The 19,134-nt window shown below is 71.2% G+C and carries 19 protein-coding genes and 2 tRNA genes; 17 read left to right on the forward strand and 4 right to left on the reverse strand.

Translation table 11 applies throughout. The annotated features are described in order from the left end of the window. The first annotated feature begins 157 nt into the window (after positions 1-157). From ACIOEW_RS01985 to rfbD, 3 genes are read left to right on the forward strand one after another with little or no spacing between them, the layout of a single operon-like run. Entirely contained in the window at positions 158-1,228 is a 1,071-nt protein-coding gene (locus ACIOEW_RS01985; RefSeq protein ID WP_362540735.1) for a glucose-1-phosphate thymidylyltransferase, read from the forward strand. Next, a complete protein-coding gene (rfbB, locus tag ACIOEW_RS01990; RefSeq protein ID WP_362540738.1) occupies positions 1,225-2,211 on the forward strand; it encodes a dTDP-glucose 4,6-dehydratase in 987 nt (328 codons plus the stop codon). The genes ACIOEW_RS01985 and rfbB overlap by 4 nt, the downstream gene beginning before the upstream one ends. A 32-nt stretch (positions 2,212-2,243) precedes the next feature. Beyond that, a complete protein-coding gene (rfbD, locus tag ACIOEW_RS01995; protein WP_401961500.1) occupies positions 2,244-3,125 on the forward strand; it encodes a dTDP-4-dehydrorhamnose reductase in 882 nt (293 codons plus the stop codon). Here the strand turns inward: rfbD and ACIOEW_RS02000 are convergent. Continuing rightward, complete coding sequence (locus ACIOEW_RS02000; RefSeq protein WP_401960501.1) at positions 3,106-3,759, reverse strand: dTDP-4-dehydrorhamnose 3,5-epimerase family protein; 654 nt, start codon at positions 3,757-3,759, stop codon at positions 3,106-3,108. The two genes, rfbD and ACIOEW_RS02000, sit on opposite strands and share 20 nt — an antisense overlap. Before the next feature lie 253 nt (positions 3,760-4,012). Here ACIOEW_RS02000 and proB point away from each other — a divergent pair, with 253 nt between their 5' ends. The 5 genes from proB to ACIOEW_RS02025 all read left to right on the forward strand — a co-directional run bounded on the left by proB (position 4,013) and on the right by ACIOEW_RS02025 (position 9,422). Beyond that, positions 4,013-5,098: a glutamate 5-kinase gene (proB, locus tag ACIOEW_RS02005; protein WP_362541382.1), complete on the forward strand. Its 1,086-nt coding sequence runs from the start codon at positions 4,013-4,015 to the stop codon at positions 5,096-5,098. Positions 5,099-5,240: 142 nt separating this feature from the next. After that, complete coding sequence (locus tag ACIOEW_RS02010) at positions 5,241-5,741, forward strand: hypothetical protein (protein ID WP_401960504.1); 501 nt, start codon at positions 5,241-5,243, stop codon at positions 5,739-5,741. Positions 5,742-5,824: 83 nt separating this feature from the next. Beyond that, the gene (locus tag ACIOEW_RS02015) at positions 5,825-7,108 is read left to right on the forward strand and encodes a glutamate-5-semialdehyde dehydrogenase (RefSeq protein ID WP_401960507.1); all 1,284 of its coding nucleotides are present in this window, start codon (positions 5,825-5,827) and stop codon (positions 7,106-7,108) included. A 65-nt stretch (positions 7,109-7,173) separates the two neighbouring features. Next, positions 7,174-7,752: a hypothetical protein gene (locus ACIOEW_RS02020; RefSeq protein WP_362540750.1), complete on the forward strand. Its 579-nt coding sequence runs from the start codon at positions 7,174-7,176 to the stop codon at positions 7,750-7,752. 539 nt (positions 7,753-8,291) lie between these two features. Beyond that, positions 8,292-9,422, forward strand: coding sequence for a hypothetical protein (locus ACIOEW_RS02025; protein WP_401960510.1), 1,131 nt, complete (start codon positions 8,292-8,294; stop codon positions 9,420-9,422). Here the strand turns inward: ACIOEW_RS02025 and ACIOEW_RS02030 are convergent. Then, the gene (locus ACIOEW_RS02030) at positions 9,343-10,494 is read right to left on the reverse strand and encodes a M48 family metallopeptidase (protein WP_401960513.1); all 1,152 of its coding nucleotides are present in this window, start codon (positions 10,492-10,494) and stop codon (positions 9,343-9,345) included. The genes ACIOEW_RS02025 and ACIOEW_RS02030 overlap by 80 nt on opposite strands. A 111-nt stretch (positions 10,495-10,605) precedes the next feature. On the opposite strand from ACIOEW_RS02030, the gene ACIOEW_RS02035 reads away from it, so the two are divergent. The 9 genes from ACIOEW_RS02035 to ACIOEW_RS02075 all read left to right on the forward strand — a co-directional run bounded on the left by ACIOEW_RS02035 (position 10,606) and on the right by ACIOEW_RS02075 (position 15,920). Then, a complete protein-coding gene (locus tag ACIOEW_RS02035; protein ID WP_219571512.1) occupies positions 10,606-10,758 on the forward strand; it encodes a hypothetical protein in 153 nt (50 codons plus the stop codon). 84 nt (positions 10,759-10,842) lie between these two features. Next, a complete protein-coding gene (locus ACIOEW_RS02040) occupies positions 10,843-11,004 on the forward strand; it encodes a hypothetical protein (protein WP_187285139.1) in 162 nt (53 codons plus the stop codon). 38 nt (positions 11,005-11,042) lie between these two features. Continuing rightward, positions 11,043-11,660: a nicotinate-nucleotide adenylyltransferase gene (gene nadD, locus ACIOEW_RS02045; protein WP_350997056.1), complete on the forward strand. Its 618-nt coding sequence runs from the start codon at positions 11,043-11,045 to the stop codon at positions 11,658-11,660. Positions 11,661-11,679: 19 nt separating this feature from the next. Then, entirely contained in the window at positions 11,680-13,494 is a 1,815-nt protein-coding gene (locus ACIOEW_RS02050) for an LCP family protein (RefSeq protein WP_401960516.1), read from the forward strand. A gap of 270 nt (positions 13,495-13,764) precedes the next feature. Continuing rightward, on the forward strand, positions 13,765-14,196 hold the full coding sequence (gene rsfS, locus ACIOEW_RS02055) for a ribosome silencing factor (RefSeq protein ID WP_350997062.1): 432 nt from the start codon (positions 13,765-13,767) through the stop codon (positions 14,194-14,196). Continuing rightward, positions 14,193-14,846: a histidine phosphatase family protein gene (locus ACIOEW_RS02060; protein ID WP_326740606.1), complete on the forward strand. Its 654-nt coding sequence runs from the start codon at positions 14,193-14,195 to the stop codon at positions 14,844-14,846. Before rsfS ends, ACIOEW_RS02060 begins: the two co-directional genes overlap by 4 nt. A gap of 128 nt (positions 14,847-14,974) precedes the next feature. Then, positions 14,975-15,047, forward strand: a tRNA-Ala gene (locus tag ACIOEW_RS02065). 423 nt (positions 15,048-15,470) lie between these two features. Beyond that, positions 15,471-15,704, forward strand: coding sequence for a hypothetical protein (locus ACIOEW_RS02070; protein WP_362540763.1), 234 nt, complete (start codon positions 15,471-15,473; stop codon positions 15,702-15,704). Between the two features lie 143 nt (positions 15,705-15,847). Beyond that, positions 15,848-15,920: transfer RNA gene (locus ACIOEW_RS02075), tRNA-Ala, on the forward strand. 60 nt (positions 15,921-15,980) lie between these two features. On the opposite strand, the gene ACIOEW_RS02080 is transcribed toward ACIOEW_RS02075, so the two are convergent. Both ACIOEW_RS02080 and ACIOEW_RS02085 read right to left on the reverse strand, forming a co-directional pair. Further along, on the reverse strand, positions 15,981-17,558 hold the full coding sequence (locus ACIOEW_RS02080) for a ferredoxin (protein WP_401960520.1): 1,578 nt from the start codon (positions 17,556-17,558) through the stop codon (positions 15,981-15,983). Continuing rightward, a complete protein-coding gene (locus ACIOEW_RS02085) occupies positions 17,555-18,886 on the reverse strand; it encodes a hypothetical protein (RefSeq protein ID WP_362540769.1) in 1,332 nt (443 codons plus the stop codon). Before ACIOEW_RS02085 ends, ACIOEW_RS02080 begins: the two co-directional genes overlap by 4 nt. Positions 18,887-19,134 lie beyond the last annotated feature (248 nt).

Below are 19,134 nucleotides of genomic sequence, written 5' to 3' on the forward strand. Positions count from 1 at the left end.
CGAATGGTTACGGGGGCCCGTCGCTTTTCCTCCGGATGAGTCGGTAAGCGGGTAGACGGAGCTGTTTCGCTGCGGATGAGTGGCCGAATCTGACTAAGGTCACCCGGTAGGTCGCAGCCACTGCGACAGGACCGCCGACTCATCGTGGGGCAGAACTGTGAAGGCTCTCGTACTTTCCGGTGGGGCGGGCACCCGTCTTCGTCCCATTACTCATACCTCGGCCAAACAGCTGGTCCCGGTGGCGAACAAACCGGTGCTCTTCTACGGACTCGAAGCCATCGCGGAAGCCGGCATCACCGAGGTCGGCATCATCGTGGGGGACACCGAGGAGGAGATCCGTACGGCGGTCGGCGACGGCTCCCGGTTCGGCATCGACGTCACCTACATCCCGCAGTCCGAGCCGCTCGGCCTCGCACACGCGGTCCTGATCGCCCAGCGCTTCCTGGGTGACGACGACTTCGTCATGTACCTCGGTGACAACTTCATCGTCGGAGGGATCGCCGGTCTGGTCGAGGGGTTCTGCGCGGACCGGCCCGACGCCCAGATCCTCCTGACCCAGGTGCCCGACCCGACCTCGTTCGGCGTCGCCGAACTCGACGGGGACGGCAGGGTCGTCGCCCTGGAGGAGAAGCCGAAGGAGCCCAAGAGCGACCTGGCGCTCGTCGGCGTCTACCTCTTCACCCGGGTCATCCACGAGGCCGTCCGCTCCATCCGACCGTCCTGGCGCGGTGAGCTGGAGATCACCCACGCCATCCAGTGGCTGATCGACCAGGAGCGCGACGTCCGCTCCACCACGATCCGCGGTTACTGGAAGGACACCGGCAACGTCACCGACATGCTGGAGGTCAACCGCACCGTGCTGGAGACCGTCGAGCCGTGCACCCAGGGCGCTCACGTCGACGACGAGAGCGAGATCATCGGCCGGGTCCGGATCGAGCCGGGCGCCCGGGTCACCCGCAGCCGGATCGTCGGGCCCGCCATCATCGGCGCCCGCTCGGTGATCAGCGACGCCTACGTCGGGCCGTTCACCTCGGTCGCCCACGACTGCCGGATCGAGGACAGCGAGATCGAGTACTCCATCGTGCTGCGGGGAGCCTCGATCGACGGTGTCCGCCGCGTCGAGGCCTCCCTCATCGGCCACGAGGTCGAGGTGACCCCCGCGCCCCGCAGCCCGTCCGCCCACCGACTCGTCCTCGGCGACCACAGCAAGGTTCAGATCTCGTCATGACCACCCACATCCTGGTGACCGGCGGCGCCGGCTTCATCGGCTCCCACTACGTCCGTACGCTGCTGGGCCCGGGCGGCCCCGGTGACGTCGCCGTCACCGTGCTCGACAAGCTCACCTACGCGGGCAACCCGGCCAACCTCGACGAGGTGCGCGACCACCCCGGATTCTCGTTCGTGCAGGGCGACATCTGTGACGCGGAGCTGGTCGGCGGCCTCATGGCCGGGCACGACCAGGTGGTGCACTTCGCCGCCGAATCACATGTGGACCGCTCCATCGACGGCGGCGCCGAGTTCGTCCGGACCAACGTCCTGGGCACCCACACCCTCGTCGACGCCGCGCACCGGGCCGGTGTCAGCACCTTCGTGCACATCTCCACCGACGAGGTCTACGGATCGATCGACGAGGGCTCCTGGACCGAGAGCGAACCGCTCGCGCCCAACTCCCCGTACTCCGCCTCCAAGGCGTCGAGCGACCTGATCGCACTCTCCTACCACCGCACCCACGGACTCGACGTGCGGGTGACCCGCTGCTCCAACAACTACGGGCACCACCACTTCCCCGAGAAGGTCATCCCGCTCTTCGTCACCAACCTGCTGGAGGGCCGGCCGGTCCCGTTGTACGGCGACGGCGCCCACGTCCGCGACTGGCTGCACATCGACGACCACGTCCAGGGCATCGAACTCGTCCGCACCAAGGGCCGCGCGGGCGAGGTCTACAACATCGGCGGCGGCACCGAGCTCTCCAACAAGGAGCTCACCGGGCTGCTCCTGGCGGCGTGCGGCGCCGACTGGGACACCGATGTCACCTACGTCGAGGACCGCAAGGGCCACGACCGGCGCTACTCGGTCGACTGCACCAAGGTCCGCGAGGAGCTCGGCTACGAGCCCCGCAAGGACTTCCGCAGCGGCCTCGCCGAGACCGTGCGGTGGTACCGCGAGAACTGCTCCTGGTGGGAGCCGCTCAAGGGGAGGGCGGCCCTGTGAGCCCGGTCTGGCTGGTCACCGGGGCCGCCGGGATGCTCGGACAGGACCTCATGGCCGCACTCGCCCACGAAGACGTCACCGTCGTCGCCGCGGACCGCACGGCCCTGGACGTCGCCGACCCCGGCCGCGTCCGCGAGGCGTTCGCCACGCACCGCCCGGCCGTCGTGGTCAACTGCGCGGCCTGGACCGCCGTCGACGATGCGGAGGAGCAGGAGGACGCCGCGCTGCGGGTCAACGGCACCGGACCCGCGGTCCTCGCCGCGGCCTGCCGAGAACACGGCGCCGTCCTGATCCACGTCTCCACCGACTACGTGTTCGCGGGGGACGGCGGGCAGCCGTACGCCGAGGACGCCCCCACCGCCCCGCGCAGCGCCTACGGGCGCACCAAACTGGCCGGCGAACGCGCCGTGCTGGAGACCCTCCCCGACACGGGCTACGTCGTGCGCACGGCCTGGCTCTACGGCGTGGGCGGCGCCAACTTCGTCCGGACGATGATCAGGCTGGAGGGTGTCAAGGACACCCTCGACGTGGTGGACGACCAGCGCGGACAGCCCACCTGGACCGTCGATCTGGCCGGCCGGCTGGTCCGGCTCGGACAGGCCGCGCTCGACGGCACCGCCCCGGCGGGCGTCTACCACGGCACCAGCGGCGGCGAGACCACCTGGTTCGGTCTCACCCAGGAGATCTTCCGGCTGCTCGGCGCCGACCCGGCCCGCGTCCGGCCCACCACCAGCGGCGCCTATCCCCGCCCGGCCCCCCGGCCCGCGTACAGCGTGCTCGCACACGGCCGGTTCGCGGCGGCCGGGATCGAACCCGTCAGGAACTGGCGCACGGCACTGGAGGAGGCGTTCCCGGCCCTGCTCGCCGCGGAACGCCCCCTGGTGCCTGTCCTGCTCAGCGGCCGGCCGGGCTGAGCGAGGGTCCGCCCGCCCGCACCCCGGCAAGCGGCGGGCCGGCCGCCCGCAGCCGTGCGTAGTACGCCTCGCACTCCCCGTACGAGGGAAGCAGCCCCTGCTGCTCCGCCTCGGCCAGCGAGGGCGCCGAGGCGTCCTTCCCGGACAGCAGCGGCGCGATGTCCGCCGGCCAGGCGATGCCCAGCTCGGCGTCGAGCGGATCGACACCGCGCTCGCGCCCGGGTGCATAGCTCTCCGAGCAGAGATAGAGGACGCAGGCGTCGTCGGTCAGCGCCATGAAGGCGTGGCCGAGCCCCTCGGCGATGTAGACCGCCCGGTGATCGGTGTCGTCGAGGCGGACACCCTCCCACCGCTTGAACGTGGGCGAGCCGGCCCGGACGTCCACGATCACGTCGAGCACCGCTCCGCGTACGCACTTGACGTACTTCGCCTGGCCCGGTGGCACGTCGGCGAAGTGGATCCCGCGCAGTGTGCCCCGGCGGGACGTGGAGAAGTTGGCCTGCGCGAGCCCCAGCCCGTGCCCGGCGGCCTCGCCGAGGTCCGAGGCCCTGAACCACTCGTGGAAGCTGCCGCGGCTGTCGGGGATGACCTCGGGCTCGTGCACCCAGGCCCCGGGAATGGAGAGCTGGCGCATGCGATCACGTCCTGTTCCTGAGATTCGCCGAATTCTTCGGCGGTGGAGCCGACGTCTCCTGCAACGAGCCGCGGCAGGGAACAGATACGGAACAGATATGGAACGGGATGGATGCGGACGAAAGCGGGTCCACGGTGCGGAACGCGAAGGCGCCGGATTCCGCGCTCGCGTAGATTGCGGGGTCCAGCGAGGCGAACCATGGGGGATGCGCGTGTCAGGGGCCAGGCAGGGCGTCACGGAGGCCCGCAGGATCGTGGTCAAGGTCGGTTCCTCCTCCCTCACCACCGCCGCGGGAGGCCTCGACGCCGACCGGGTCGACGCCCTCGTCGACGTGCTCGCCAAGGTGCGCAGCGGCGGCGAGCGGGAGGTCGTCCTCGTCTCCAGCGGCGCCATCGCGGCCGGACTCGCCCCGCTCGGACTGCACCGCAGGCCCAAGGACCTGGCCAGGCAGCAGGCCGCGGCCAGCGTCGGCCAGGGGCTGCTCGTCGCCCGCTACACCGCCTCCTTCGCCCGCTACGGAGTCCGCGTCGGCCAGGTGCTGCTCACCAGCAACGACACCAGCCGCCGCGCCCACTACCGCAACGCCTACCGCACCCTGGACCAGCTCCTGGACATGGGCGCGCTGCCGATCGTCAACGAGAACGACACCGTCGCCACCGACGAGATCCGGTTCGGCGACAACGACCGGCTCGCCGCGCTCGTCGCCCACCTGGTCCGCGCCGACCTGCTGATCCTCCTCTCGGACGTGGACGGCCTCTACGACGGCGACCCGAGCATCCCGGGCACCACCCGCATCGCGGAGATCACCGGCCCCGCCGATCTGGCCGGGGTCAGCATCGGCAGCGCCGGCAAGGCGGGCGTCGGGACCGGCGGCATGGTCACCAAGGTCGAGGCCGCCCGGATCGCCACCGCGGCCGGCGTGCCGGTCGTCCTGACCTCGGCGAGTCATGCGGCCGACGCGCTGGCGGGCCGCGACACGGGGACCTACTTCCACCGCACCGGGCGCCGCTCGGCGGACCGGCTCCTGTGGCTCGCCCACGCCTCCACCCCGCAGGGTTCGCTGACCCTGGACGACGGGGCCGTGCAGGCGGTCGTGGAGCGCCACAGCTCGCTGCTGCCGGCCGGGATCGCCTCGGTCGAGGGCGAGTTCACCGCGGGCGACCCGGTGGAACTGCGCGATCTGCGGGGCCGGCCGGTCGCCCGCGGGCTCGTCAACTTCGACGCCAAGGAGATCCCGCAGCTCCTCGGCCGCTCCACCCGCGACCTGGCCCGCGAACTCGGCCCCGCCTACGAGCGCGAAGTCGTACACAGGGACGATCTCGTCGTTCTCCACACCTGACCGACCCCTGAAACGGCTGAAAGTCCAGCCTTCGGGCAGAGACCTTCACGAAAACCGCCCCAAGCCGGGCCGCGTACTGGTCCACTTTGTAGCAGGGACACTGCGGGGTACAGCAAAGCAACACATTCACAGGAGGCCGCCGGTGAGACGAGCGCGCCCGGGGGCGCCGCCCCGAGGAACGGGTAGCCGCGCCCTGACCAGCGTCGGAGCGGGCCCAGGCTTCGACGGGGGCAGCTCCGCGGACCGGAGGGACGAGCGGACCACCGGTCCGGAACCGACGGTGGCGGGCCAGGAACGCACCCAGTCGAAACTGTGGCACATCACGCTCTGTGTCTCCGGTGCCGAGATCCCGCTCAAGGAGGTCAGACGCGGCCTCGAACAGCTCGCGCACGACCACCCCTTCCTGCTGACCAGTCGCTATGCCAACGACCACGCGGAGATCCGCTACTGGGAAGAGGCCCGCGACCTGCACGACGCGGCGGCGGTGGCCCTGCGGCTGTGGGGCGAGCACCGTTCCAGTGCGGGGCTGCCACCGTGGGAGATCGTCGGCCTGGAGGTCATCGACCGCGAGACGTACCACCAGCGCATCGCCGAGGGATACGGGCCGCCCCCGGCCGCCCCGGTCGGCGTGCACCCGTACTGACCCGGCCGCCCGTCCCCCGGACGGCCGTCTCGCATCACGGGATACGTGACGGATGCCCGCAGCGTGCGCATTAGTCTGCGGGCATGACCACGCTTTCGCCGTACGACAACATGTCCCCGGTCGCCCAGGCCGCCTACCGGGCCCGCTCCGCGGCCGCCGACATTGCGCCACTTCCGCGCGCGGCGAAGGACGACGCGCTGCTGGCGATCGCGGACGCGCTCGAAGTGCGGACCAGCGACATCCTCGCGGCCAACGCCGAGGACGTGGCCCGCGCCCGCGAGGCCGGGACCGGCGAGTCGGTCGTCGACCGGCTCACCCTCACCCCCGAGCGGATCCGGGCCATCGCGGCCGACGTGCGGGACGTCGCGGCGCTGCCCGACCCGGTCGGCGAGGTCGTGCGCGGCTCGACCCTGCCCAACGGCATCGATCTGCGCCAGGTCCGGGTCCCCCTCGGCGTGGTCGGGATCATCTACGAGGCCCGGCCCAATGTGACGGTGGACGCCGCGGCCCTCTGCCTGAAGTCGGGCAACGCGGTGCTGCTGCGCGGTTCGTCCTCCGCCCACGCCTCCAACAGCGCACTCGTCCGGGTGCTGCGCGACGCGGTCGGCGGCTCCGGACTGCCGGCCGACGCGGTGCAGCTGGTCCCGGGCGAGAACCGTGACTCCGTACGCGAGCTCATGCGGGCGCGCGGCCTGGTCGACGTACTCATTCCGCGCGGCGGCGCGTCGCTGATCCGCACCGTCGTCGAGGAGTCCACCGTCCCGGTCATCGAGACCGGTACCGGCAACTGCCATGTGTACGTGGACGCGCAGACCGACATCGACATGGCCGTCGCCATCCTGGTGAACTCCAAGGCGCAGCGCCCGAGCGTCTGCAACGCCGCGGAGACGCTCCTGGTCCACAAGGACGTCGCCGACGCGTTCCTGCCGCGGGCCCTGGACGCCCTCGCCGAGGCCGGTGTCACCGTGCACGGCGACGAGCGGGTCCTGGAGTACGCCGAGGGGTCCAAGGCCACCGTGGTGGCGGCGACGCCGGAGGACTGGGAGACCGAGTACCTCTCGTACGACATCGCGGCGGCCGTCGTGGAGTCGCTGGACGCGGCCGTGGCGCACATCCGGCTCTGGTCCTCCGGCCACACCGAGGCGATCGTGACGACCTCACAGGCCGCGGCCCGCCGGTTCACCCAATTGGTGGATTCGACGACGGTGGCAGTGAACGCCTCGACGCGTTTCACGGACGGCGGTCAGTTCGGCTTCGGTGCGGAGATCGGTATCTCCACACAGAAGCTGCACGCCAGGGGCCCCATGGGGCTGCCGGAGCTGACGTCCACGAAGTACATCGTGACCGGTGACGGCCACGTGAGGTGACCACGGAATGCGGCGAATGCGCCGTCTCCCTGCCCAAAGGCACCCCGCGGGTCTAGGCTGAAGCCGTGCCGGACGACGTGGGGGGCAGGCCGTTCCCGAACGGCTGGGAGCCCGACGACGACCGCGGGGGCGCGGACAAGGACTTCGCCTCCGTGGTGTTCGACGAGGATTTCGTACAGGCAGCCGAGTTCCACGAACCGACCGCCGTCGAGCGGCTGTTGGCGGCTGCCGAGGCGCGCGCCGATGCCGATGCGCACCGGGCCCGGGCCGGCGGTGGGCCGCTGGACGACGACCTCTACGACGACGGGTTCGGGCGCACAGGCGCCTACGGCGACCCGCTCGACGGGGATGACGACTACAGCGACAGCGGCCCCTACGGACGTCACGGCGGCGCCCTCCGCCCCTACCGGGGTACCGCGCGGTGGCACCGGCCGGTGGCTTGGCTGCTGGCGGTGCTGATGGGCGTCGGTATGGTCGCGCTGGCCTTCAGCGCTGTGTACCGCAACACCTCGGGCGACCGTCAGGACCAGGTCCCGCCACCGGCCACGAGCGGCGTGGACAGCGCACCGGGGCCCACCTCGGCCCCGTCCGCGGCGGACGGCTACTCCCGCCCGATGGTTTCCGCGGTTCCTCGCACCCCCTGACGCGTCCCGGGCCTGTCGGGCCCGGGCTGGCCTGCCGGGCTGGGCCGGGCCGTGCCGTGCCCCGATGCGCGCAAGGGCTCACGGGTCGCACTAGCCCTGTGCCGTGCCGGCGGCCCGGGCCGCCCCGCCGTGCCGCGCCCGCCGGCGCCACCACGTCGGCCTCCATGGCGTCCGCTCCCGCCCGCCGACGCCACGCCTGCTCCGCGCGGCCGCCGAGCCCGAGCCCCGGTCCAGGGCGCCGTGACTTCCGGGCCCGGTTTCAGGGCGCCGTGACTTCCGGGCCTGGTCCAGGGCGCCGTGATTTCCGCGGCCTGAACCGCCCGACCGGGGGAACGTCGCGGCAGTTCCCGCCCGTCGCCGCGTTTACCTCGGCCGTAATCGACCTACTCTGAAGATATGACCCCTCACCCGCTCGAAGAGGGGGCTTCTCACTTGTCCGTTCATGCCCACGCATGACGGGCAGACCCTGTCCGGAGCCTTTCGGCCGGAAGGGGCGCACCGTTTCGGCCCCGGTCGGTGGCGTGGAGTCGGGAGAAGTCATGGCAGACCACGGAGATCCACCCGAAGGCCCGTCGGAGAACAGCGCGAGCGGCAGTGAGGACGAGTACCGGTCCCTGGTCTTCGACGAGTCCTTCGTCCGGGCTGCCCGGCTGCAGGAATTCTCCGCCCAGGAGCGCATGGGAGAACACGCCCGTGCGGTCCGGAGCCTGCCGGGCCGTGCCGTCCGCAACGGTTCAAGGGCCGCGCTCGCCCTGGTCGTCCTGATAGCCCTGGCCTTCGGCGCCGCCGTCTTCATGGGCTTCCGCCACCCCTACGCGAACCCCGTCACCAGGCGGGCCGAGCCGCTGCGGATGACTCTCGTCCCGCTGGCGCCCCGCGGGGTCGTGCCGGCCGGCACCACGGCCGCCCTCTTCGCGAACAGCCCCGCCGCCCCGTTCCCGAAAGGGGCCGCAGGCATCAGCCTCCCGGTCACCCGGCGGACGGAGAACTTCTCCGACAGCCAGGTGTACACCGCCCTGGCCACGGCCAAGGACTACCTGGTGGCCTCCTCGCTCGACCTCGACGTCCTCGGCGGTACCGCGGTGCGCCCCGTGGAATCACTGCTCGACCCGGACCAGATGGGCCAGTTCGACCGGAGCATGAACGAGCCGCACGACGACGGGCAGCACGCGGTGTCGGGCTGGCTGGTGCGGTTCGATCCGGACGAGGTCACCCCGGATCCGGAGATCCGGGTCCGGGGCACCCTGCGGTACGCCGAGGTGGGGGCCGACGCCCTGGAGGTGGTGTCGGACCACACCTTCGCCTATGTGCTCCGCCCGGCCGTCTCGGGCCCCCAACGGACGGGCGGCGCCTCGCTGTTCACCGTACGGCGGGAGATGCGCTTCCGGTTCGACCGTGATGATCTGCGGCTGCACCGGCTGGAGGTGCAGACCAGCTACGTCCAGGCCGGGCCGCAGTCCTGCTCCGCCGACACCACCGGGGCACTGCGGCCGCTGCTCGCGGGCGAACGGGCGGCCGGCGGCGGCCCCGCGGGCACCGACCCTTATGCGACGGGCCTGCCCACCGCGGCGCTGTGCGGGACGCTGGCGGTCAGCTCCCTGCCGTCCCGGGCGCCGCAGACGGCCCCTCGGGGTCCTCAGGCCCCGGAGACTGCTGTGAGCCGTCCGTAGCGTCGCCCTTGGCCGTCCCGGCCCCCTTGGCGCCACTGCCGCCCGCGCCGGTGAACTTGTCGCGGAGCTTGCCGCCCAGGTCGCCGGCTCCGCCCGCTATGTCGCCGACCAGCTTCATCAGCGGGTCCTTGCTGCTGCGCACCGAATCGGCGTAGTGCGAGGCGGACTCCTTGAAGGCGTCCGTCACCGAGGTGTCCTTGTCCTCGTCGCGCCGCGGGTAGTGGCCGTCCATGATCCGCTGGTAGTCGCGGGTCTCGGACCACTTCTTCAGCTCGGCCGCGCGCACCGTGGTGAACGGGTGCGAACGGGGGAGCACATTGAGGATCTTGAGGACGGAGTCGCGCAGGTCGCCCGCCTTCTCGTACTCATCGGCCTGGGCGAGGAACGCGTCCACGTTCATCTCGTGGAGGTGGTTGCCGCCGGCGATCTTCATCAGCCCGCGCATCGAGGCCTGCAGGTCCTGGCCGACCAGCAGCCCGGCCCGGTCCGCGGACAGCTCCGACTTGCGGAACCACTCGCGCAGCGCAGTGACGATCGCCATGATCGCGACATTGCCGAGCGGGATCCAGGCCACCTTGAGGGCGAGATTGGTGAGGAAGAGCAGGATCGTGCGGTACACGGCGTGGCCGGAGAGGGCGTGCCCCACCTCGTGCCCGACGACCGCCCGCATCTCCTCCTCGTCGAGCAGCTCCACCAGGCCCGTCGTCACCACGATGATCGGCTCGTCCAGGCCGATGCACATGGCGTTGGGCTGCGGGTTCTGGCTGACGTACATCGGAGGGACCTTCTCCAGGTCCAGGATGTAACAGGCGTCCCGCAGCATGTCGTTGAGATGACTGAACTGCGCGTCGCTCACCCGGACGGAGTCCGACAGGAAGAGCAGTCGCAGACTGCGCTCCGGCAGCAGTCCGCTCAGCGCCTTGAAGACGGTGTCGAAACCGCTCAGCTTGCGCAGTGCCACCAGGGCGGAGCGGTCCGCCGGGTGTTCGTACGCCCGGGAGGAGATTCCCGGGAAGCGCCTGCGCTGCCTGCTCGGCACCTGGCCATGGTTCTCGTGGCTGCCGTCGGTCATGAATGGGCCCCCTGTTTCGTACGAGACATCGCTCGCCCCCTGACAAATCCCAGCGTAGGTGCTGGGGCTACGGTGTGCGGGGGGCTGTGGACAACTGAGGAGACGCCCGACATGCCGCACACCGTTGCTCTGCTCGCTGCCGCATCCGAGGACCAGGGGCCGGGCAACACGATCCGCATCGTGCTGATCGCCTCGCTCGTCGGAGCAGCCCTGCTGGCCTGGTTCCTGCTGCGCGGATACCGCAACGACGACAACAACGACTGAGTCGGCGTGAGCGTGCCCGGGGCACCCGCATACGATGTCCGCGACGTCTTCCCTCCGACTCCCGATCGATAGGTCCTGCTGAAGATGAGCCTCACGAGCACCGCACACCAGCTGGTCACCGTCGCCGCCGAGGGCGAGCACGGTGGTAACCACGAAAGTCTCAGCCCGCTCCTCACCGGTGGCGGTGCGTTTGTCGCGCTTCTCCTCCTTCTGTGGATCACCACGCGCTTCAACCGCGACCGCTGAGGCCGAGGCGTACAGCTGTGCCAGTAGGCTCTGCACGCATGGGAGAGCAGGAAGTGCCTACCGGCCGCGGAAAGCGCCGACTCGGCGTGATGGGCGGGACGTTTGACCCGATTCATCATGGACACCTGGTGGCGGCCAGTGAAGTGGCCGCCCAGTTCCACCTCGACGAGGTGGTCTTCGTCCCGACCGGGCAGCCGTGGCAGAAGAGCCACAAGCAGGTCTCCCCGGCCGAGGACCGCTATCTGATGACGGTCATCGCGACAGCTTCCAACCCGCAGTTCTCGGTCAGCCGCAGCGACATCGACCGCAACGGTCCCACGTACACGATCGACACCCTGCGGGACCTGCGCGCGGTCCACGGCGACGCGGACCTCTTCTTCATCACGGGCGCCGACGCGCTCTCCCAGATCCTCACCTGGCGGGATGCCGAAGAGCTCTTCTCGCTGTCCCACTTCATCGGTGTGACGCGGCCGGGGCACGTGCTGACGGACGACGGGCTGCCGAAGGGGGGCGTATCCCTCGTGGAGGTCCCCGCACTGGCGATCTCGTCCACGGACTGCCGCGAGAGGGTCGCCCAGGGGGACCCGGTCTGGTACCTGGTGCCGGACGGTGTGGTCCGCTACATCGACAAGCGCCAGCTTTACCGCGGCGAATGAGCCACGGAGAGGGGCACCGGTGAACGACCGACAGAATCCGTACGACCCGTACTACCAGCAGCCGCAGATCGTCGGCTACGACGAGTACGGGCAGCCGGTGTACCAGCAGCAGCCGCAGCCTGGGCAGCAGCAGTACGACCCGTACGCACAGCAGGCACCTCAGCCGCCGCACCAGGCCCAGCAGCCCCAGCAGCAGGCGCCGCAGGGTGGTCAGGGATACGGCTACGACCCGTACGCCCAGCAGCAGCAGCAGCAGCAGCAGCAACAACAACAACAACAGCAGCAACAGCAGCCTGCCGTGCCCCCGCAGCACTACGATCCGTACGCCGCGCAGCAGCACCAGCCGTCCCAGCAGCAACCTCCGCAGCAGGGTTACGGCTACGACGGCGGTTACGGCTACGACACGGGCCAGCAGCCTGCCGCGGTCGACACCACGCAGCAGCAGTGGAGCGTCCCGCAGCAGGCCCCGGCGCCCGCTGCCGCTCCGCCGCAGCGGGTTCCGGAACCGCAGCGGGCTCCCGAGCCGCAGCGGGCAGCGGAGCCTGAGGCAGGCGTTCCGGGGCCGCGCCGGGGCGACCGGGACTACCGCACGGAGCAGTTCTCCTTCATCGAGGAGCCCGACGAGGACTCCGAAGACGTCATCGACTGGCTGAAGTTCACCGAGAGCCGCAGTGAACGCCGCGAGGAGGCACGCCGGCGCGGCCACAACCGGATGGTCGCGCTGATCGTCGTGGCCGTCCTCGTCGTGCTCGGCGGCGTCGGCTACCTGTGGTCCGCGGACAAGATCCCCGGCCTCTCCGCGTCGGAGAAGGAGAACACCACGGCGACCGGTCCGCAGCGGCGGGACGTCATCGTGGTCCACCTCCACAACACCAAGGGCGGCGGCACGTCCACGGCCCTGCTCGTCGACAACGTCACCACCAAGCAGGGCACCACGGTTCTGCTGCCCAACTCGCTGGCCGTCGCCGACCAGGACGGTGCCACCACCACGCTCGGAAAATCGGTCGACGACGACGGGACCTCCGGAACCCGCGAGTCCATCGACACACTGCTCGGCACCGAGATCAGCGGCACGTGGCGGCTCGACACCCCGTATCTGGAGAACCTCGTCGACCTGGTCGGCAACATCGAGGTCGACACCGACACCGCTGTTCCCGACGCCAAGAAGGGGGCCGCGCCCCTGGTGAAGAAGGGCAAGGCGCAGACGCTCAGCGGGCCGATGGCCGTCGCGTACGCCACGTACCGGGGTCCCGACGAGGCCGAGGCCAGGCAGCTGATGCGGTTCGGGCAGGTCATGCGCGGAGTGCTGCGGAAGATCTCCGACGATCCGAAGGCCGCCACGGTCACCGTCGAGACGCTGGCCCAGATCCTCGACCCGTCACTGCCCGAGCAGGACCTCGGCGCGTCCCTGGCCAAGCTCGCCGAGCACGCCAAGCTCGGCGACTACAAGACCGCGCTGCTGCCGGTCCAGGACGACGGCACCCTCACCGAGGCCGCCACGGACAGCGTCGTCAAGGACATCCTGGGCGGCACGTTCAAGGCCCCGTCCGCGGACGCGGCGGTACGGGTCGGCGTCAAGAACGCCACGGGCAGCGACCGCGGTACGGAGTCCGCCCGGATCGAGCTGGTCAACGGCGGCTACACCTTCGTGAACAGCGGGAAGTCCGGCGCGGTGGCGTCCTCCGAGGTCGTCTACAGGGGCGCGGCGGACAAGAAGAAGGCGACCGAGGTCGCCGCGACCCTCGGGCTGCCGGCGAGCGCGGCGAAGCAGGGCAAGCCGGCCGGCAACGCGGACGTGTCCGTTGTCATCGGCCAGGACTACAAGATCAAGTAGGCCGGTGGTACGGCCGGGCCGGTCCGCCGGTCCTGTTCAGGGGCGGCTCCGGGACGGTTCCGGGGCCGCCCCGACGCCGTTCCCGAACCGCTCACGGGCCGGGTGCGGGCGGCTCCGAAGCGGTTGCCTGAGCGGTTGCCTGAGCGGTTCCGGAGCCGCCCCTGAACGCCGGCGGACGACTCCTGAACGCTCTTCGGAAGATGACTGCGTGGGCTGTCGGCGGTCCGTGAGACCCTAGAGGTTGATCTGACCGCCGACGAAAGCCTGCATGTGACCGCCACGGACCGCTCCATCGAGCTCATCAACGCCGCCGCTCAGGCGGCCGCCGACCGGCTCGCGCACGACATCATTGCGTACGACGTCAGCGACGTGCTGTCGATCACGGACGCCTTCCTGCTGGCTTCGGCCCCCAACGACCGCCAGGTCAAGTCGATCGTCGACGAGATCGAGGAGCAGCTCCAGAAGGAGCTCGGCGCCAAGCCGGTCCGCCGTGAGGGCGACCGCGACGCGCGCTGGATCCTCCTCGACTACGTCGACATCGTCATCCATGTCCAGCACAGCGAGGAGCGCGTCTTCTACGCGCTGGAGCGCCTGTGGAAGGACTGCCCCGAGATTCCTCTTCCCGAGGACGCCGTGAAGACCCGCGGCAAGGCCGAGGAGCACGCACAGCTCACCGGCGGCACGGAAGGTGAGCAGAGCTGAACGGCAGCGGAAGCGGCAGGGGCCGCAGGATCGTCCTCTGGCGACACGGCCAGACGGCGTGGAACCTGGAGCGCCGGTTCCAGGGCTCCACGGACATCGATCTCACCGAGGAAGGCGTCGGGCAGGCCCGTCGGGCCGCCCGGCTGCTCGCCTCGCTGAAGCCGGACGCGATCGTCGCATCCGATCTGCGGCGGGCCGCGGCCACGGCGGCCGAGCTCGTCGCGATCACCGGGCTCGGTGTCGCGCACGACCCGGGACTGCGTGAGACCTATGCGGGCGCCTGGCAGGGCCTCACCCACGAGGAGATCGTGGGACTGTACGGCGACCAGTACGCGGCCTGGAAGCGCGGCGAGCCCGTGCGGCGCGGCGGCGGCGAGCTGGAGACCGAGGTCGCCGACCGGGCAGCCCCCGTCGTGCTCGCGCACGCCGACAAGCTGCCTGACGACGGCACGCTCGTCGTCGTCAGTCACGGTGGCACCATCCGGACCACGATCGGCCGGCTGCTGGGTCTGGAAGCGCACCACTGGGAAGGGCTCGGCGGACTCTCCAACTGCTGCTGGTCGGTGTTGGGCGAGGGCGCCCGCGGCTGGCGTCTGCTGGAACACAACGCAGGCACCCTGCCCGAACCGGTGCTCGGCGACGACGCCTGACCGGGTGCCCGGGCGGCGCCCGCAGGGCGTCATCGGGTAGCTTCGGCCGGATTTCACTTTCTGGCTGGTCACAGGCTAAAGTTCTTCTTGTTCGCAGCGCGGAAACGCAGGGAAACACAGCGAACAGCGGGGCTATAGCTCAGTTGGTAGAGCGCCTGCATGGCATGCAGGAGGTCAGGAGTTCAATTCTCCTTAGCTCCACAATCAGGATCCCGTCCCCATCAGGGGGCGGGATCCTTGCTTGTTCCCCGCGCCCGCGCAACCTGTCCTCGGGCAGGCGCGCGGGCGCCGTCAGCTGCCGCCTGCCCCCTGCTTCCGCGGCGTCGGCGGAGGACGGGATCTCCGGCGGGCTGGCCCCCTTGCGGGGTCATGGCAGAATCGGACCGCCGGAGGGGAGACGGACCGAACGGGGAGGAGTGCGCGATGCCTGCGAGCCGCCACGAGGTCCCGGACCTGCCCCTCGTCCGCCGAGGCCGCGCATGCGCCCGCCGTTCCGCCGGCAGCCCGCTCCCGGCCGCTCCTCTCCCGCCGGCCGGCAACGGCCTTCCGGGACGCCGAACGCCCGGTGATCTCACCGGGATCCTCCCCATGTGTACGGCCCGCGGCCGCAGCCGGAGCTGATCCATGGGTGCGCACAGGCGGAAATGCGACTGGTGCGGCAGCGGTACGCCCATCGTCAGGGACATGGACCCGGTCAACACGGACTACCAGTACTGGTGCGAGGAATGCGCACGGGCGCTGGTCATAAAAGGCGACCCCATCGAGACCTACCGGGAGCTGGAGGGGGAGCCGATCTACGGACGGTTGCTGGAGGAGCACTGCACGCTCAAGCGCTTCTACTCCTTCGCCACCGCCTGACCGGCCCCGTCGATCGGCCGGAGACGGGTCGGAGGGGAGCCGGAGAGGGGCCGGGGAGGGGTCGACCGGAATCGATTTGGTGGACGGCCGGGGTGACCGGTAATGTTCTCGATGTCGCCACGGGAGACCGGGCAGGACAACGCGGGGCTATAGCTCAGTTGGTAGAGCGCCTGCATGGCATGCAGGAGGTCAGGAGTTCAATTCTCCTTAGCTCCACAGTGAAGATCGACTGGCGGGCCATCCGATTCGGGTGGCCCGCCAGTCGTTTTCGGCAGTTCAACTCCGGCCGCTGCCGAGGGCCTTCCGGCCGGTGCCCGGAGGCAGCGCGGGCCGCTCGGGAGCCTGCTGTTCGATCCGGAGCGCCAGGGCGGGACAACGGCGTACGGCACGCTGCGCGCGTCCGCGCAGATGCATCGGAACCGCGGCGTCCGCCAGCGCCGGATACCCGTCGGGGCCCAGCCTGATCAACTCCGGGACGATGTCCGCACAGAGGCCGTGACCTCGGCAGAGCGTCCAGTCCACGGCAAGTTTCTCGCCGCTGGGAATGGACTCCTCCACATCCTGGTACCCGGGTGCGGGAAGGGGGAGCACCCCCAACGTCTCGCGCCCGCAGCCGCCGTCCAGCACATGCGCGGCCAGGTCGTCGGTGAACGCGGAGAGCGTGGACGACAGAAAGCGCGCCGAACCGTCCGGATGCTTGCAGGCGCCCCGCCCCTTGACCGCCAGCGTCACCTCACGCAGCGCCTCCAGAGCAGCCGGGCCGCCCCCGTTCAGTACGTCGGAGAGCCCGCCGGCGGCGGCAGGCAGCCCGAGCTTGCACGGGCCGCACTGGCCCGCGGTCTCGGCGGCCAGCCAGTTCGCCACGCGCAGGGACTCGCCGAGCGGACACGTCTCCTGCCCGATCGGCAGGATCGCCCCGGCTCCCAGCGCCCCGCCTGCCGCGGCCAGCGACTCCCGGGACACGACGGCGTCGTGCATGGCGTGCGCACTGATCCAGTTGCCGTGATAGCCGCCCGTCAGCACGCCTTGCGGCAGCGGAGGAGCGCCGGCCAGCTGGAGCACGTACCGCAGCGGCACACCCGTCGGCACTTCGATGACCATCGGGCGTGCGACCGCGCCGGAGAGTGTGAGGAGCACCGTGCCGGGCTCGTCGGGCAGGCCGGTGTTCCCGTAACGGCGGGCGCCTATCCGGGCGGCGACGGCGAGTTGCGCGTACGTCTCCGCGTTCGACAGCAGGGTGGGGGCGCCGCCGACCCCCGACTCCGCGGCCCGCTCGCGGCGCCCCGGCGGCAGGGCCGGGCCACCGGACGCCGCCCGGATGACGGCCGAGGCCTCACCGGAGACCATCCGCTCCGGCGTCCGTACCGCCCGGGCCCGCAACGGCTGGCCCCGCCGGTCGGACAGACCCCGCTCGGCCAGTGCGGAGCGCACCGAGATCTCCGTGGAGTTGCGGGTGACGGCGACGATCAGGGTGCGGGCGCCGAGCGCCTCGGCCGCCAGCAGGGCGCCGTCCAGGATGAGGTGCGGGGCGCGGTTGAGCAGCACCGTGTCCTTGCGGCAGGCGGGCTCTCCCTCGCTGCCGTTGATCACGACGACCGGGCGTACCCCGCGCCGGATGGACGCCTTGGCGACGGCCCGCAGCTTTCGGCCGAAGGGGAATCCGGCACCGCCGCGGCCGTTCAGCGAGATGGACTCGGCGAGTTCCGCCAGGCGTTCGCCGGTCATCGGCTCCAGCGGTCCGTGCACCTTCAGGTGCATGCCGAGGTCGAGCCGCTCCACCAGGTCGAAGCCGCTGGTCAGTTGGGGGAGACCGACGACCCGGACCTCGGGGACGTCGGGGAGGGGGATGTTCACGGTCGGTCTCCTGCGGGTGCGGTCCAGGGTTCTCCGGCCGGGGGCGGGTAGAACGGCCCCGGGAGCGGTGCGGTGTCGCCGACGGCGGGCAGCGGAGCGGTCGCTCCTCCGGCGGCGGCGTACGGAGGTTCCTGGGCGGGGACGTAGGGGGCGGCGGGCGCCCGCACGGGTTCGAAGGACGGGGCGGGGGGCTCGTGCGGGGGACGCGCCGCCCCTGCGGGCTCGGGCGGCGGGCGCACTGCCCGGGTCGGCGGGGCGGGTGACGGCGTCGGCCAGTGCCCGGACTGCTGCCGGCGGGCGGCGGTCCCGGCGGGCGCCGAGACCGCGCGGTACCCGGCGGCGATCCCGGGCCCGGAGCCCCTCAGCCCGCCGGACGCACTCGGGAGCAAGCCCGTCGTGAGGCGGTCTGAGCTGCGGGGCGGGGCCTCGTACAGCGGTGGGGCAGGTGCTGGGAGCGTGGTCCGGGGGTGCTCGAACGACGAGGGCAGCGGGGTGCCCCGTACCAGGCTGCCGAGCCCGTCCCGGCCGGTGACGGCGGTGCCTGTTCCGTACGACCCTGGCAGCGCCGCGGTGTCCGCACCGGGCAGCGGGGCCTCGCGGGTCACCGGATCCGGCTCGGCAGGCAGGGCGTCAGGCTTGATCAGAGCGGTGATCACTCCGGCGATCCGCCGTTTCACCGGCACGGGCAGCATGCGCAGACACAGCACGGCCGCCACGGCGACCAGGCACAGGCTGTACATCACGACGACCCAGACCGCGGGCGGCCGGCCCGCGTACAGACCGTGCACCAGCGCGGCACACCACGCCGGGTAGGACAGTGCGTGCAGCGCCCGCCAGCGACCGGCGACCTTGCCGGGGCCGGCGAAGGCGCTGCGCAGCGCGCCCGTCGCGGCCGCCACCACCATCAGCAGACCGGCCAGCGCACCGAAACCGATCAGCCCCGCCGTACCGCCGGCCCCGAGACCGAAGGGCACGAGGGCGCCGAGCAGAGCCACATGCCCCAGCGAGACCTTCACCGTGACATGCAGCAGCAGGAAGCCCAGCGAGGCGGCAGCGGCGGTGCGGTGGACGGCCTGGCCGACCAGTCGCTGGCGCGAGGAGAGGAACAGCCGGTCGGTGGCGAGCAGGCCCCAGCCCACCGCGGCGGTGAGCGAGACCAGCGAGAGGACACCGGTCGTGAAGTCGAGCGTGGCGCGCAGACCGTCGCTGCCCGCCACGGCGAGCAGCGGCAGGAGAACCAGCACAGCGACGGTCAGCCCGCCCTGTACGTGACGACTCGGCCCCTTGAGCGGGGCGGCCGTTGAGCGGATCTTGCGATGAGGGTTCATGGGGGGCGACTCCGAATGGCTCGGCAAAGCGGTCCCGTTGCCGCATGCTAAGGCGCTCCATACCGGCCGGTACGAGGTTTGGGTGGTTGCCCCGATAGAGGGCATTACGCGGAGTAACCCACGCTTCCCGGACGTTCTGCCGCCCGGTTCGCCACCCGTCGTGTCCACGGATCGGCGGTGCCCGGATGGCGGCCGGGCCTGTGCGGTACCCTGACGCCATGCGTGCCGTACGCCTTCTGCTTAGCGAG

It is taken from the genome of Streptomyces sp. NPDC087901, from assembly GCF_044742205.1.
Classification (GTDB): Bacteria; Actinomycetota; Actinomycetes; order Streptomycetales; family Streptomycetaceae; genus Streptomyces.